Origin of the sequence: Paenibacillus sp. W4I10 (assembly GCF_030816325.1) — a bacterium.
GTDB lineage: Bacteria > Bacillota > Bacilli > Paenibacillales > Paenibacillaceae > Paenibacillus > Paenibacillus amylolyticus_B.
Genome location: NZ_JAUSXX010000001.1, coordinates 3,376,028 through 3,390,889, shown reverse-complemented (window position 1 = coordinate 3,390,889; position 14,862 = coordinate 3,376,028). Strand labels below are relative to the sequence as shown.

The window sequence follows — 14,862 nt, the reverse complement described above, 5'->3', positions numbered from 1 at the left end:
GTGAATCACACGATAACACTGCACATTCCGCCTATGATATAGACATGAGCATTTATCAGAAGATCTAAGAGGAGTGAGTGGGATATGTGGATACTGGAAGCCAAAAAAATTCATAAAGTCTATGGTAATAAACTGAATAAACAGGAAGTGCTGAAGGGGATTGATCTTGGGGTAAGCAAGGGAGAGTTTGTAGGTATTATGGGGCCTTCGGGTTCAGGCAAAACGACACTGCTTAACGTACTTTCCTCCATCGATCGGGTGAGCCAGGGCACGATTGATATTGAGGGCAAGGAATTCACCGGAATGAAGGAGAAACAGCTGGCTGAGTTCCGCAAACATCATCTGGGCTTTATTTTTCAGGAATACAATCTGCTGGATACCCTTACGGTAAAGGAAAATGTATTATTGCCGCTCTCGATCACGAGCATTCCAAAACAGGAGGCACACCGGAAGTTTGAACAGATTGCCCGTGAACTGGGAATCTACGAGTTGAAAGACAAGTATCCATCTGAGATTTCAGGGGGTCAGAAGCAGCGGACTTCGGCAGCACGAGCATTTGTCCACGAGCCGAGTATCATTTTTGCGGATGAGCCGACAGGAGCGCTGGATTCCAAGTCCGCTTCGGATCTGCTCGGCAAGTTAAGTGACATGAACAGCGCACGAAAGGCGACCATTATTATGGTTACCCATGATCCGGTTGCCGCAAGTTATTGCAGCAGAGTGATCTTCATTCGAGACGGTCAGATCTACACCCAGCTGAATAAAGGAGACGAGTCCCGGCAATCGTTTTTCAACGATATTATCAAAACCCAGGGCGTATTGGGTGGTGTACAGCAATGAGCTTGAATTATATTATCTTCCGTAATCTCAGGAAAAATCTGAAGAATTATTATCTCTATGTTTTTGCGCTTGTGTTCAGTGTGGCCTTATATTTTTCCTTTGTGACGTTACAGTATGATCCTTCCATGGATGAGGTAGCTGCTTCAACGAAAGGTGCGGCGGCTATAGGCGCATCTTCGGTACTGTTAATCGTCATTGTCGGTATTTTTTTGCTCTATGCCAATACAATCTTTATCAAGCGGCGCAGCAAAGAAATTGGATTATTTCAATTGATCGGACTGACGAAAGGCAGAATTTTTGGCATTTTGAGTGCGGAGAACAGTATTCTCTATTTTGGCTCCATGGCTATCGGTGTGTTAATTGGGTTTCTTGCGTCCAAGCTGGTATTGATGATACTGTTCAAAATTCTCAGTGTGGACGCGATTACGAAACTGTACTTCTCTCCGATGGCACTGATGCAAACGGTGATTGTCTTTACGATAATGTATTTGCTTATCATGCTGATGAACTACACTTTTATCAAGAGACAGAGCATTCTCTCACTCTTTCGCGTGTCGGCCACTTCGGAGCAGCAGGTGCAGAAGATGTCTGTCGGACAGATGATTGTTGGGGTCTTGGGCATTGCTCTGATTGTGTATGGATACTTCATGTCTGCACGGCTGTTCAGCGGTGAGGCAATGGATATGCAGCAGTTGATGTATACAATGATCCTGATTCTCTTCTCCGTCATACTGGGCACATACCTGTTCTATAAGGGTTCGGTAAGTTTTATTTTTAATCTGATTCGCAAAAGCAAAAACGGCTACCTTACCATTCATGAGGTGTTGTCTTTATCTTCAATCATGTTCCGCATGAAATCTAATGCATTGCTGCTTACGATTATTACAACCGTGTCGGCGCTTGCTATTGGCATGCTGTCGCTCAGTTACATTTCATATTATTCCGCAGAGACTCAGGCGAAGGAAAGTTTGCCGGAGGATTTCTCTTTTGCTCAGGCGGATGTGAAAAATCGCTTTGTGACGGAGTTGGAACACAAACAGATTCCATATGAAGAGAAGCACAGACAGCCCATTTACATTGAAATTGATGCTCATGAAGTGATGGATGAGTCCATGACGGAACAGTACCTGTTCAGTAGTGTGTTGAGTGACAAGATGGTAGATAACATTGATCTACAACCAGGCGAAGTGGTCTTCATGGGATATGGAAATGCCATTCAACAGTTAATTTCCATTCAGGAGAAAGGTCCAATCGTCTTGCACGGGTTGAAACATAGGCTGGCACAACAACTGATCGGAACAACCAAACAAGGCGTCCTTCCCGCGTACTATACTGGGGGCACGCCTGTAGCGGTCGTGGATGAGACGGTATATCAGCAACTGAAGCAGGACATCGATCCCGAGCTGCAGAAAGCCGAGTGGGATGACTACTATGGTGTACGTATTCTGAACGAGGGGCAGGCTGAAGAGGCATATGCCGTATATAAGGAGCAGCAGTTGGAAGCCCCAAGTTTCTCCCAGATTGAGTTCAGAAATAACCAACGTAACACGATGGGCCTAATTATGTTCATTGTTGGATTCCTAGGCTTGACGTTTTTAATTACATCGGGATGTATCCTGTACTTTAAACAAATGAATGAGAGTGAAGAGGAGAAGGGCGATTATACCATTCTGCGAAAGCTCGGATTTACGCAAGGCAATCTGTTGCGTGGCATTCAGATCAAGCAGTTGTTTAACTTCGGTATTCCGCTCATGGTAGGATTGAGCCATAGTTATTTTGCCGTAAAATCAGGGTGGTTCTTCTTTGGCACAGAGCTGGCGACACCTACGGTCATTGTCATGATAGTCTATACATTGTTATATTCGATTTTTGGTCTGTTGTCCGTGTGGTACTATAAACGGGTGATTAAGGAAGCTTTGTAGAATTGGGATCAGGAGTATGCTGATATAGCAAAATAGGTTGAGTAAAGGGCAGCTGTATTGTTTACAGACTGCTCTTTTTTCTTTTTCTAAGTATGATGCCTCATGAAAAAAAAGGATGATTATGGAATTGGGTCGAAATGATGATAGAGTCCATGCTTCTGATTCATGTATAACGGTGAAACGAGAGGAGTGGAGTAGCGTGCCTGGAATTCTATATGCCTCGAAGAAAGAGTTAAGTGAGACGATTCGACGCACCTATGAATTGTTTGAGGGTGAATTCAATGACATCCATGAGAGTGATAAAGATAAGTGGGTTGAAGGTGTAGATAAGACTCCTGCCCAGATGATCGCCTACCAGTTAGGATGGATGAACCTGGTGATGGATTGGGAGAAAGAAGAGCAGTTGGGAAATGAATGTCATATGCCTGCACCAGGATATAAATGGAACCAATTGGGGTCGTTAAATGAATCATTTTACGAAAAGTATTCAAGTTACACGCTGGAGGAGCTACGCTCATTGTTTGGGGAGACAGAACAACAATGGCAAAACTGGATTGACTCCCTGAGTGAAGAGGAGTTATTTGTACAAGGGATGAGACAGTGGACAGGAACGAAGCCCGGGTGGGCTATGGTGAAGTGGATCCAGATCAATTCGGTAGCCCCGTTTAAATCGTTTCGGACCCGAATTCGTAAATGGAAAAAAGGTCAGTTAGCCAACATGGATGAGAGGAGTGGAGATATCTAATGAACCTGGCAAATAAAATCACGTTGGCTAGAATCGCGTTGATTCCATTGTTTATGATCTGTTTTCTCCATCAGCAAAGCGTGATGATTGCACTAATTATTTTTGCGGTAGCGGCAGGTACGGATAAATTAGATGGATATGTGGCAAGAAAATATAATCAGATCACGAATCTGGGAAAGTTGCTTGATCCACTGGCGGATAAACTGTTGATTGCGGTAGCGCTGGTCATGATGGTGCAGGAGAATATGATCAGTTCATGGATTGCAGTAATCATTATAGGACGTGAGATTGTCATTACTGCATTACGAATGGTAGCCACAGAACAGGGTATTGCTCTTGCAGCCGATCGGTATGGAAAAATCAAAATGGTGCTTCAGGTGGCAGCGATCATTGCCATTTTGTTGAACAATGTTCTGTTTAGTTTGCTGACTGAGGTGCGAGTTGATGTAATTTTATTGTGGCTGGCAGCAGGAGTTACGCTGTTATCGGGATTGAATTATATTCTAGTAAACTATAAGTTGCTACAGACAGGAAGATAGAAAGCGTCGATTGGATCATGGCTTCACAACGCAAATGGTACCCTGCAATCAATTCAACGTGCAGGGTTTGTTTGTCGTTTGTTTCTGTTCAAAAATATGTGGGGCATAGTCATGGTTCCTTGTATACTTAGAGTATCTGAATGTACATATAATGAATCGGAAAAAAGTGCACCATGGTGCTGATTCGGGAGGATCTCATGCAACAGGAACATACCGCTGGTCTCCACGGGGACTGGCTTCAATTTATGATTTTAACAACCAAACTGGAACTTCCACCCTTACCAGCAGATACAATGGATCGTCCACGGCTAAGTTTGCAACGCAAAGAATTGTTCCAATCCAAAGTCACTTTGTTGACTGCCCCGGCGGGTTCAGGAAAATCAACACTGTTGGGCAGCTGGGTGAGAAGTGAAGCTGTTCATGCAGCCTGTGTCTGCCTGGATGATAAAGATCAGGACCCGCTTCAGTTTTGGCTCTACATTATTCATGCACTGAATCGAGTGATTAAGGAACTCTGCGGTGATGTACTGCCACATTTTTTGCAACGGTACCCGATTGACCCCAGGTCAGCATTGATATTATTGTTGAACCGTGTTGCCCAGACCAATCAACATACGCTGCTTATTCTGGATGACTATCATGCAGTAACCCAGCCGGAGATTCATGAACAGATGCAATACTTTATTGAAAATCTCCCCCTATCCATTCATCTAGTCCTGTCTAGTCGAACATATCCTCCATTCAAGCTTGAAAAGCTGCGTCTGAGAGGTGAATTGAAGCAATTTACGCTTCTGGAACTGGCATTTACGCCAGAAGAGGGCATTGAATTTTGCCAAGAGATTATGCAATTGGATATTGCCGGGGGAGATGCGCGTGGTTGGGTACAGCAGACGGAGGGGTGGGCTGCCGGATTGAAGCTGCTTGCTTTATCTCACGCATGGGGTGGAAACACGTTGGTCAGCCCTATGAATTCGGTATCGTCACCTCTCTCACGTGAAGATCATGGACCTACTGGCGAGAGGACGATTTCAGATTACCTGCTTGAAGAGGTATTCCAGCGCCAGTCACCGGAAATGCAGCAATTTCTGCTCCGGACAGCGATCACGAGAAGAATGAACAGCAGTTTATGTCAGGTATTAAGTGATATGCAGGAAGCCCCACAATTGTTAAGGCAATTGGAGAAGGAACATCTGTTTCTTGTTCCACTTGATCGGGAAGCGAACTGGTATCGTTATCATCATTTGTTCTCTGCATTTCTAAAGCGTGAGCTGGATCGTTGTGGTACTGAACAAGTAAATGAATTACATGCTCTTGCTGCACCTTGGTATGAACAACAAGGATACCCGGCTGAAGCGCTGGATCATTATATTCTCGGACAACACATGCAGGATGCAGCGAGACTGCTGGAAGAGTTGTTTGCCCATTTTATTATGGGAGAGTGGTGGACGCTCCGGCGATACTTTGATGTTGTGCCACTGGAGATCGTGAAATCACGTCCCAAATTATATATGTCTTACCTGTTCCTTGTTGCGCGTGAAATGCCTTATGGACAGATGGTGAAGCAGCTTGATGAACTGGAACAAGTGATCCGGGTGCATCTTCAAGGGCAGCTGGAACCTGAGATCACCGGTTATTTGTTGCAAGTTATATGTGTGATGCGAGCATACATGGCCTATTTGAATAGAGATTTAGATGGGCTGGCTCATTATTTGGTGTCCTACATCGATCAGGGCTATCCTGATGATATTGCCTTTCAGTATATGGACTATGATCGGAGAGAGAGCATGCGCCTGCGCAGCTTCCATGGGGTTAATGGCTACCTGAGGCGTGGTGAAGCTTGCTTCGGAGCGATTACGGAACGTTGGTATGTTGAACATGCCTATGTAACGTCCTACTACGGTGTTGGATATGGTGAGATTTTAATGGAACAGGATCGAGTTGTAGAAGCGATCGGTTATGCGGACCGAGCGCTTGAAGTGGCTTTGCAGTTCAAGGTGGCTGCGTTGCTTGTTCCAGCTTATGTACTCAAAGCCAGACTTGAACTTACACTGGGTCGACCTGAAGAAGGCTTGAAACTGCTCCAGCAGGTCTTAGGATTATTATCTGTGAAGGATATGGAGTACTGGCAGCCAGCACTGAAAGCACATCAATACCGAATTTTAATTGAAATGAGTCCGGTGGCATCGGCCCAAACCATTCTGGCTAAGTCTGCAAACGAAGGAGATGTGGCTGCTGAGATCAGCTGTGATCAGATTTTCCTTTCCATGATTCGCATACGTGCGATGATCGTTCTTGAACAGTATGATCATGCACGAGAGGAACTGAGACGAATCCGTAAACAGGCTGAAGAACGGGACTGGCTCACTGAACAGGTAGAGTGTGCTCTGCTAGAGTCAATCATGCTGCACAAGCAGGGATTCACAGATGCCAGTGTTGTGGCGTTATCCCGTGCTCTGGTGCTGGGAGGACCCGAAGGATATATCCGTTCATTTGTTGCTGAAGGTGAACAGATGAAACAGTTGCTGCAGGACTATCTCTATCTGCGTCGTACAAAGGCGATACATGATGATGGTGTGAAAATGGCTTATGTGAAGCAGCTATTATCTGTTTTTGCAAGAAACAAACGATTGAGAGGCCTCTCATCTGCAGGAGAGGCCAAGCTGGATACAAAGGAAGTGGGACTCAGCCCGATGGAGCAAAAAATATTTGGTCACATCGCTGAGGGCCTGACCAGCAAACAGATTGCTGCCGAGTTTGGCATCTCACCCGGAACTGTTAATACACACATTCGCCGAGTGTTTGCAAAGCTGGGTGCGAGCAGTCGTACTCATGCTGTACAAATTGCGGAGCAGCGGGGATTGTTATGATGTAGTGAAACAATGTCTACTCTTTTGTAGACTGTTTTCAAGTTAAGGTCTCTCCTACAATGAAGATAATCAAATAACCCTGACGAGTCTTTGCTGACACCAGAGTTATGTCACGTGGGAGGTAACGTTAAGAGATGTCAACACGAATATCCAAACGAAAAGTTCATACGAAAAATAAGATCCGTAAGGTCTCGCCTTATTGGGCAGCCCTTCTGTCTTTATCCGTCATTACGGTTCCCGGGACAGTGCATGCAGCGACCGATGCAGTAAGCATTCGCGATTTGCAGCAGGCAGCACCGTGGGCCAAGCAAGCCATTGAAAGGGCTGCCGAGCAACAGATGATTCTGGCGGATGAAGCAGGGAATTTCAACCCGAGCGCAACGTTAACAAGAGGGGACCTTGCATATACACTGGCTCAACTATTGGAATTGAACGTGCTGTCGTCAGTCCAGCTTCCAGATCAGTTATTCAGGGATCTGGATCGTAACGCTGAGAATGGTTCCTATATTCGTGCACTTCAATTGGCTGGAATTATGAATGGTTATCCCGATGGAACGTTTCGTCCTGCTGGTCTGGTAACAAGGGAAGAGCTGGCAACAACGATTATTCGGGCTCTGAAGGCTAAAGGATATGATGAAACATTAAATTTGACCAAAGAGTTGTCATTTAAGGATACTTCCGAAATTAGTGCCTGGGCTTTGCCAAGTGTACAACAGGCTGTTGAGTTGGGAATCTTGAAAGGGGACAATGGAAACTTTGCGCCGAAGCGTTCTACTTCCAGACAGGAAATGGCCGTGATCGCATTACGCGCAACTGAAGTCATTCAAGCTCTTGATGAAGCTGCGAGTCAAGAGGGCGCCAATTCGGAATCCAAACCTGATGAGCCAGGAAAGGTAACCGAGGTACAGGGTACAACTTCAGGAGGCAATAACGCAGGGAACGGTACAGGAAACGCAAACGGTAATTCCGGGGCGGCACCAGGGAATGGGAATGGAAATGGAAGCACCGGTGGTGGAGGTGGATCTGCGCCAACTACTCCAACGAATCCTTCCACTCCGTCCAATCCAGGTACGGGGAACAGGGCGCCACTGGTTATTAGTGGCGGTTTGCCTGATCAGGAACTTACACTAGATCATGCCGCATTGGACTTGAACGTCTCGACGTATTTTAGTGATCCAGATGGTGATGAATTGCAATTCAGTGTCATAACCGGAGATGCAACCCTTGTTTCCTCTACTGTCGTAGAAAAAGTGATTCGACTTGTTCCACAGGCTGCTGGAGAAACAACGCTGACGATCAAAGCAGTTGACGACCAGGGCGCAAGTGTTACGGCACAACTCAAGGTTAAGGTACAGGCCAATACGATAAGTCGCCAATTCCCTGATCCACATTTGGCTGGAGCTATTGCTTATTGGTTGCAAAAGGATGTGGATGATCCACTGACCAAAGATGAGTTGGTGGAAGCACTCATTCAGACCAATGGAGGGTTGTATGCGAGAAATGCGGGTATTTCCGATCTGACAGGAGTCGAGATATTCAAAGGATTGAATGTAACCGAAATTGATCTGTCCGGAAACGCCATAAGCAAAGCGGATGCCTCTGGATTCGATCACTTGAATTGGCTTGATTTATCCGGTAACGAACTGACGCAGATTAATGTTACAGGATTGAATCAGCTGGAGTATCTGAAACTCGCGAATAATCGACTTGCTTTATTGGATGTGAGCGGACTAGATTCCTTACAAGAACTGGATATGAACAGTAATGAGCTTGTTCATTTACCCGTTGGAATTGCTGAATTGTCTAGTCTGCAATACTTGGATGTGAGTAACAATTCCATAACCCTGAGAGAAGAGCCTGACTTCACACTGCATCACACGTTGCTGCAACGTTTGGATATGTATGATTTTGATGATGCTTCTCCTGTATTGGTAGAGGCACCTGCGGGTAATACCGCTTATGTTTATGGAGATGAGGTTGAGATTGACCTGTCCTTTATGTTTGAAGATGAAGATGACGTTAGATCAACTCTCACACTACAGGCTGACTCTCCTGATCCACAATTGGCAGATGTCAGAATGGATGGACAGAAACTATACGTTACTGCACTGGGGACGAGTAGTGAGCCTATTCGGGTTGAGGTGAAGGTTACGGACCCTCTGGGCAAAGTTGGTGTAGGTCACGTGTACGTTGATTTGAGAGAAATAGAGTAGCGCATTTTAAAACAGCATATGTGGACAAATGCAAGTTAAATCAACGTGCCTTCCGCTATGGAAGGTGCGTTGTTTTTATTTTGTATGGGAAAATTTTATGTTAAAATATGCAAGAAATGAATGAGGCTGTGAGTAATGACGATAGGGGGAGAAGAGGATGTCCGAAATAAATATCAATCCAAGTACTTCAGAGGATTCAGAGTATGTTCGCCAGCAACTTATCGCATTTAATGCTGCACATGTGAGCGAGGAATTAAGGCATCGTTACGAAGAATTGAATTTCAATATCAAAAATGAGACCGGCGAGATTGTTGCAGGTGTGCTTAGTACACTTTGCTGGAACTGGCTGGAGGTTGATATTCTTTGGGTGGATTCTGAACAACGGCATCGAGGATATGGTTCACGGTTGTTGCTTGAAGTTGAGCGAATTGCGCGAGAGAAATCTTGTGATTTTGTCATGTTGAACACTTTCTCCTATCAAGCACCGGAATTTTACAAGAAACATGGCTACGAATTAATCACAACGATCGAGAATGCACCGACTGGACACAGTCATTATTATTTTAAAAAGGATCTTACTTAAGACAAAGCATGCGAAATAGGACAAAATCAGGAGGGTTATGATGGTTACCATTAAAGGAATCGAACTTGAAGATTTACCAGCACTAAGCCAGCTATACAATGAGTTGATGGGAATGCCTACCAATGAACAGCAGATGAAAAAGATGTTCCAATACATACAGCAGAACGGTCATTATCATGTGCTTGGGGCATTTTACAATGGCAAACTGGTTGGGTCCGTTATGGGGATTGAGTGTATGGATCTGGTGGGGCCATGCAAACCGTTCATGGTTGTGGAGAATGTGATTGTATCGGATCAGATACGCAGGCAGGGCATTGGGCAGAGATTAATGCTCCAGATTGAGCGAATTGCCAAAGATCTGGGTTGTGGTTACATGATTCTGGTGTCTGGCGATCAGCGTAAGGAAGCACATATATTTTATGAGAAGTTAGGTTTCAAGGATGAGAAGGTTCAGGGTTACCGGAAGCATCTTTAACACGCACTTCAAGAGAGAATTTCTTACACAAGTGGAAGGATTACTTAAGGAACACGGCGAATAAGGCATAGTCTTAACAAAAGAAACGAATAAGAGGGAGGCACTCTCGTGTTCAAAAAATGGGCTAATGTTTTCATGGTTCTGAGCCTGGTATTCGCCGTATGTTCCCCAACCTCCTATGCTGCTGCCAAAAAGGTTAAGGTAACCGTGACGCTGGTGAGCGCAGAGCTTGTCGAGAATAACTCTGTCGGTAATGAATGGGCTATCGGAGCAAGTGTGAACGGCAAAGATCTGGAAGAAGGTTCATCAGTCACCTTGAATCTGAAGTCTACAGGTACGTTGAAACTGGAGGCCATCGCCGAAGAACAGGACAAAATTCCCGATTACGGGAGTAAAAGTACCAACGTCAAACTATCTTCGTTCTCCAAATCAACCAACAAGACGCTTTCCGTGGTGGTGACCGAGAATAGAGGCCGATATTCTGGTAACACAGCGACTTGGGCGTTCAAGTTTAAGATTAGCAAGAAGTGAATAGGAACCAACCGTGAGAAAAGGGAGCTGAGCTCTCTTTTTTTATGCGTAAATAATTGGTGATCTAAAGGAAGATGACGTTTCGAGCCACGTTGATCTTTGTTAAACTAATGAGAACAACAGTTTAGAAATAAAAGATGTATTTTCAAAAAAAGTACATAGGAGGTTAACACAATTATGCGTATCGTAGATAACATTAAAGTCTGGGGGGAGCCGCTGGAGAACGCCGTAAGTCAGGCGGTGACTTGCTCGAAATATGGAGATGTATTGGGTGTGGCTCTGATGGCCGACCATCACAAAGGTTACTCGCAACCCATCGGTGGTGTTGTCGCTTATCGGAATATGATCAGTCCGTCAGGTGTCGGATATGATATTGCCTGTGGCAACAAGGCTGTGCGTACAAATCTGATGTGGGAAGATATTCGGGATCAGATTGTAACGATCATGGATGACATCAATTCGACCATTTCTTTCGGCGTGGGTCGTAACAATCCAACACCCGTGGATCATGAACTGTTCGACGACGCGAGCTGGAAGCTGTTTGATACCATTGAACCGGGATTACAACATAAGCTGAAAACACTTGCACGCAACCAACTCGGAACCGTAGGCAGTGGCAATCATTTTGTGGATATTTTTGTAGAAGAGGCCACGGGAAAGGTGTGGATCGCGAATCATTTTGGCAGCCGCGGGTTCGGTCACAAAGTGGCGAGTGGGTTCCTTAACCTTGCCGCAGGGCGTCAGTTCAGTGGCAAAGCGCCGGGCGAGTCCATGGATCAACCCCCTACGTTGTTTGACCTGAACAGCGAGATGGGTGATATGTATTGGGATGGAATGACTTTGGCGGGCAGATACGCCTATGCAGGACGTGATTATGTCATTGAACAGGTACTCGGAATTCTCGGGGCAAGTGCTGAATACGCCGTTCATAACCATCACAATTTTGCCTGGAAGGAACAACACATGGGTGAAGAGGTAGTTGTGGTCCGCAAAGGTGCAACACCACTGGCACCCGGGCAACTCGGTTTTGTTGGAGGCAGTATGGGTGATATCTCGGTAATTGTGGAGGGGATCCACAGCGAGGAGAACACCGAGTCATTCCGCAGCACCGTACATGGGGCAGGGCGCACGATGAGCCGAACCCAAGCGGCTGGCAAAATGAATTACAAGCTGCGAACACGCATGGGTGGCGAGATTAGCGAAGCACAGATGCATGAGGCGATTCGTGCCTATGGTGTCGAGCTGCGGGGAGCGGGCACAGATGAAAGTCCGTTTGTGTATAAGAAACTGCAAGACGTACTGAATGCACATGCGAATACGCTGAAAATCAACCATGTGCTGCGTCCCGTTGGTGTCGCCATGGCCGGAGGTAATGAATTCGATCCATACAAGGATTAGTCATATATGTTCAACTGAACATTTACACGATAACGGAGAGGGCAGAAATAACTTGAAGAAGCGGAGCGTTCGCCTTTAGCACCGAATTCCCCTTTCAAAAAAAGGAATAAAAAAATCTGGGGATAACAGCGATCGGAAAGTTATTCTGCCATTGGAGTGCCAGTGTAAATATTCATTAGTGAACTATATATAGAGAGAGGGTGAACTTCATGAGAAATTGTGCGATATATAGCTCTCAGTTTGACCTGGATCAGCTGTTTGAAGTGGTTCAATCCATTTATCCAGAGGGTACGATTGAACGCCGGGAAGACAAGACCCATATTCAAGTGACTCAGAAAAAATGGCTCAGTAAGAAAACCAAAGGCTTTAATATCATGACCAGCCAGACACATCCTGAGGAATTTACGACAATGATTCAGGGGATGCTTGGATTTTTGAGTCAGATTAAAGGGCGCAATGCTTCGCTCCAGGAAAAGGTATTGATCAAATGTTCCACATTGAATATGGTGGTTGGTATTGAGACGGAAGAGGACATATCGGAAGAATTCTTCGGCGAGTTATTGCGGTTGGCTGATGCGCTGGATGCTGTTATCTTCTGGGGAGGTGGATCTCTGCTGAACGCACAAGGCCAGTTATTGCTGGATGTGAATGGAGAATCTGAGGTAGAGGATTACACGGTGACAGCGCACACCAGTTTCCTTGACGGTAACAGACCTCAGTCGGAGTCTGGCATTCAACGTAAAGCGCGTTCAGAGCAACTGTTGACTGAACAAGGCATTCCGTATAATGCAAACTTGCCCGCAAGGGCCGGAGACGAGCACACCACGATTCGGAGTAAAGAGGAAGTTGCGCGTCGTGCAGTTGCCCTATGTCTTGCCGCGCTTAAAGGTGAGTGTCTGGGAGCCGGCGAAAGTGCGGATGATACCGCAGCACTGGTTCAGGAAGTGATCGACAAGTATGGGGCTGAATCCTTTTTCTCACCCATAGAGAAGAGGTTTATCCACCAGCACGGAGCAGAGCAGCAGGAGATTATTTCCTTCTCTTGGGGATATGAAGCCTACCACGTAATGTTATGGGCGCTTGGTTATGTGAAGGAACTGGGTGCACCAACGGAGTTGTGTAACGTAGGGAAGGATGTCGGTTATTTGCAGCAGAAGGATAGTTTTACCGACTTTCTCTCCGATGCATCTCTGCGCAGCAAGAGCGAGATTCTGGATGAAGCAGATCTGATCTACCGTTACAACTGGGTGTGTGTGGATAGCCGTGTGAATGACAGAACACCTCCTGCAGGACTGAATGGTGGAGTGGCTTATGAACGTCACCGTGCATTGAATTGGCTGATCTGTTATCTGGATCAGGCGTGGGATGATGTGCGTACAGATACGTAGAACGGGATGATGTGACGACCTATTGTAAATAAACAATATACATTAATTACACATCATACAACAATACAAATACCCCTATAACCGCACGAATACGGTTATAGGGGTATTTGATATTCTGCCATATTACCCACTATGCCTGCCAAACTGTTCACGAATAATGACATCAGCAAGAATCAACTTTTTCTCGACGTTGCTCTCTGGATTCGCAATGCGCCATAACATCTGATCCACTGCACGCGCACCGAGCAACTCCTTGTTCACATTGACTGTAGCCAGTAATGGGATATTGTCGTATAGATTATCAAATCCCGTGACAACACACTGATCGGGTACACGAATACCCATACTCTCAAGGGCTTCTATGGTATATAGCCCATAAAAATCATTCGCACATACAAACACTTCAGGCAGGTTATCCTCACTGATCACCGAAGTGAACGTCTGGCGGAACTCATCCAATGCCTGATTACTCAACTCGGGAATCTGATGTATTTCCATCCCATGACCCATAAGCACAGAAGTGTATGCAATCCAGCGTTCATAGAAGCTATGAGCATCCCCGATATTGCCAACGAACTGGAATGTTTTGAAGCCCTTGCGGAGCAAATAGAGCATGATCTCGCGCATGGATGCAAAGTTATCGGTGAATATGCTGTCACTGTGAAAAACAGGGTCCAGATGATCCACCATCACAACCGGAATACTGAGACGCTTGATTTCAAGCAGAATCGGGGTCGAGATCGAGCCGACGGTAATGATTCCTCGAATGGCATCCGGGTTGAGCAGGGTAAATAGCTGGTCTGCTGAGGGTTCCGTCAAGGTCAGAATATTAATCCCTTTTTGGTTCAGCTTGGAAGAGATCCCGTTAAAGACGGGTCCCCAGTATACGGAGTCTTGATTTTGATACCGAACATTGGGAAACAAAATCAAGATCGTTCCGCTTGAACGTGTGTTCTTCGTTTCCTGAAGTTCATGGCTGTTATACAGTTCACCAGACAACATGCTGTTATCTTTGAAATATCCAAGTTTGCCAGCGGCCTTGAGAATGACATCCCTCGTTTGATCGCTAACTCCCGATTTTCCAGACAAAGCTCGTGACACCGCGAATTTCGACAAACCCGTAAAATGTGCAATCTCCTGAATTGTTACCTTCGTTTTCATCATACCATCCTTACACTCGTAGTTCTGCCGTATTCCTATTTGGAGCGATATCCAACTGATTCTAGTATAGCATGATGTATTTCTCTTAATCTAATAACGGATAGAGAATTCAAAATGTTAGTGATTCACAGCATTTTACGATAGCCATCCAACGTGAAGGTAAGCACATTTTCAGATAGTATGACGAATGTTGTCTTAAT

Annotated in this window: 12 protein-coding genes; 11 read left to right on the top strand and 1 reads right to left on the bottom strand. The window is 45.5% G+C overall.

Annotated features, from left to right (window positions below):
- Positions 1–84 precede the first annotated feature (84 nt).
- From QF049_RS15050 to QF049_RS15000, 11 genes are all read left to right on the top strand, one after another.
- Complete coding sequence (locus QF049_RS15050; protein ID WP_036610294.1) at positions 85–840, top strand: ABC transporter ATP-binding protein; 756 nt, start codon at positions 85–87, stop codon at positions 838–840.
- Positions 837–2,762 carry an FtsX-like permease family protein gene (locus QF049_RS15045; protein ID WP_307538440.1) on the top strand — a complete coding sequence of 642 codons (1,926 nt, stop codon included), beginning with the start codon at positions 837–839 and terminating at the stop codon, positions 2,760–2,762. Before QF049_RS15050 ends, QF049_RS15045 begins: the two co-directional genes overlap by 4 nt.
- A 199-nt stretch (positions 2,763–2,961) precedes the next feature.
- On the top strand, positions 2,962–3,507 hold the full coding sequence (locus QF049_RS15040) for a ClbS/DfsB family four-helix bundle protein (RefSeq protein ID WP_307538438.1): 546 nt from the start codon (positions 2,962–2,964) through the stop codon (positions 3,505–3,507).
- On the top strand, positions 3,507–4,046 hold the full coding sequence (gene pgsA, locus QF049_RS15035) for a CDP-diacylglycerol--glycerol-3-phosphate 3-phosphatidyltransferase (protein ID WP_307538436.1): 540 nt from the start codon (positions 3,507–3,509) through the stop codon (positions 4,044–4,046). The genes QF049_RS15040 and pgsA overlap by 1 nt, the downstream gene beginning before the upstream one ends.
- A 197-nt stretch (positions 4,047–4,243) precedes the next feature.
- Positions 4,244–6,913 (top strand): winged helix-turn-helix domain-containing protein, encoded by a 2,670-nt coding sequence (locus QF049_RS15030; RefSeq protein WP_307538434.1) that lies wholly within the window; start codon positions 4,244–4,246, stop codon positions 6,911–6,913.
- 134 nt (positions 6,914–7,047) lie between these two features.
- On the top strand, positions 7,048–9,126 hold the full coding sequence (locus tag QF049_RS15025; protein WP_307538431.1) for an S-layer homology domain-containing protein: 2,079 nt from the start codon (positions 7,048–7,050) through the stop codon (positions 9,124–9,126).
- 157 nt (positions 9,127–9,283) lie between these two features.
- Complete coding sequence (locus tag QF049_RS15020) at positions 9,284–9,709, top strand: GNAT family N-acetyltransferase (RefSeq protein WP_307538429.1); 426 nt, start codon at positions 9,284–9,286, stop codon at positions 9,707–9,709.
- A 40-nt stretch (positions 9,710–9,749) separates the two neighbouring features.
- Positions 9,750–10,184, top strand: a complete 435-nt coding sequence (locus QF049_RS15015; RefSeq protein ID WP_307538427.1) for a GNAT family N-acetyltransferase — start codon at positions 9,750–9,752, stop codon at positions 10,182–10,184.
- A 108-nt stretch (positions 10,185–10,292) separates the two neighbouring features.
- A complete protein-coding gene (locus QF049_RS15010) occupies positions 10,293–10,715 on the top strand; it encodes a hypothetical protein (RefSeq protein ID WP_307538425.1) in 423 nt (140 codons plus the stop codon).
- A gap of 177 nt (positions 10,716–10,892) precedes the next feature.
- Complete coding sequence (locus tag QF049_RS15005; protein ID WP_307538423.1) at positions 10,893–12,113, top strand: RtcB family protein; 1,221 nt, start codon at positions 10,893–10,895, stop codon at positions 12,111–12,113.
- 209 nt (positions 12,114–12,322) lie between these two features.
- Entirely contained in the window at positions 12,323–13,501 is a 1,179-nt protein-coding gene (locus tag QF049_RS15000; protein WP_307538420.1) for a DUF4272 domain-containing protein, read from the top strand.
- Positions 13,502–13,624: 123 nt separating this feature from the next.
- Here QF049_RS15000 and QF049_RS14995 read toward each other — a convergent pair whose 3' ends face one another.
- Complete coding sequence (locus QF049_RS14995; RefSeq protein ID WP_307538418.1) at positions 13,625–14,665, bottom strand: LacI family DNA-binding transcriptional regulator; 1,041 nt, start codon at positions 14,663–14,665, stop codon at positions 13,625–13,627.
- Positions 14,666–14,862: the final 197 nt, after the last annotated feature.

Bases quoted from the DNA above. Each gene is read 5' to 3' on its own strand.
- QF049_RS15050 (WP_036610294.1), top strand. From the start codon at position 85: ATGTGGATACTGGAAGCCAAAAAAATTCATAAAGTCTATGGTAATAAA.
- QF049_RS15045 (WP_307538440.1), top strand. From the start codon at position 837: ATGAGCTTGAATTATATTATCTTCCGTAATCTCAGGAAAAATCTGAAG.
- pgsA (WP_307538436.1), top strand. From the start codon at position 3,507: ATGAACCTGGCAAATAAAATCACGTTGGCTAGAATCGCGTTGATTCCA.
- QF049_RS15030 (WP_307538434.1), top strand. From the start codon at position 4,244: ATGCAACAGGAACATACCGCTGGTCTCCACGGGGACTGGCTTCAATTT.
- QF049_RS15025 (WP_307538431.1), top strand. From the start codon at position 7,048: ATGTCAACACGAATATCCAAACGAAAAGTTCATACGAAAAATAAGATC.
- QF049_RS15020 (WP_307538429.1), top strand. From the start codon at position 9,284: ATGTCCGAAATAAATATCAATCCAAGTACTTCAGAGGATTCAGAGTAT.
- QF049_RS15015 (WP_307538427.1), top strand. From the start codon at position 9,750: ATGGTTACCATTAAAGGAATCGAACTTGAAGATTTACCAGCACTAAGC.
- QF049_RS15005 (WP_307538423.1), top strand. From the start codon at position 10,893: ATGCGTATCGTAGATAACATTAAAGTCTGGGGGGAGCCGCTGGAGAAC.
- QF049_RS15000 (WP_307538420.1), top strand. From the start codon at position 12,323: ATGAGAAATTGTGCGATATATAGCTCTCAGTTTGACCTGGATCAGCTG.
- QF049_RS14995 (WP_307538418.1), bottom strand. From the start codon at position 14,665: ATGATGAAAACGAAGGTAACAATTCAGGAGATTGCACATTTTACGGGT.